General features: G+C 62.2%; 1 protein-coding gene. It reads left to right on the top strand.

Going from position 1 to position 344, the window contains the following annotated elements:
* On the top strand, window positions 1-344 hold a 344-nt coding region (locus tag CVH10_RS18645; RefSeq protein ID WP_219924824.1), incomplete at both ends, for a hypothetical protein.

Genomic DNA, 344 nt, shown 5'->3' on the forward strand with positions numbered 1-344 from the left:
ACAAGCTGCAGCAGACGCTGTACAAATTCGCCTTCCTGCTGGTGCCGCTGTCGATCCCGTTCGTGGCGCTGCTGTTCCTGTGGAAGCGCGGCTTCACCCTGTACGACCACGGTGTGTTCGTTCTGTATTCGCTGACCTTCATGGCCATGCTGCTGATGCTGATGGTGGTGTCGGCGACGATCGCCGGGGGGCTGGGCGCCATCGTCATTCCGCTGGGGCTGCTGGCGGTGCCGGTGCATATGTTCGCCCAGATGAAGGGCGCCTATTCGCTGGGGGTGTTTTCGGCCCTGTGGCGGACGACGGCGCTGTTGGTGTTCTGCAACATCGTGATCGGCCTGTTCGTC

The sequence above is a fragment of the Halomonas sp. ND22Bw genome (genome assembly GCF_003011945.1).
GTDB lineage: Bacteria > Pseudomonadota > Gammaproteobacteria > Pseudomonadales > Halomonadaceae > Halomonas > Halomonas halophila.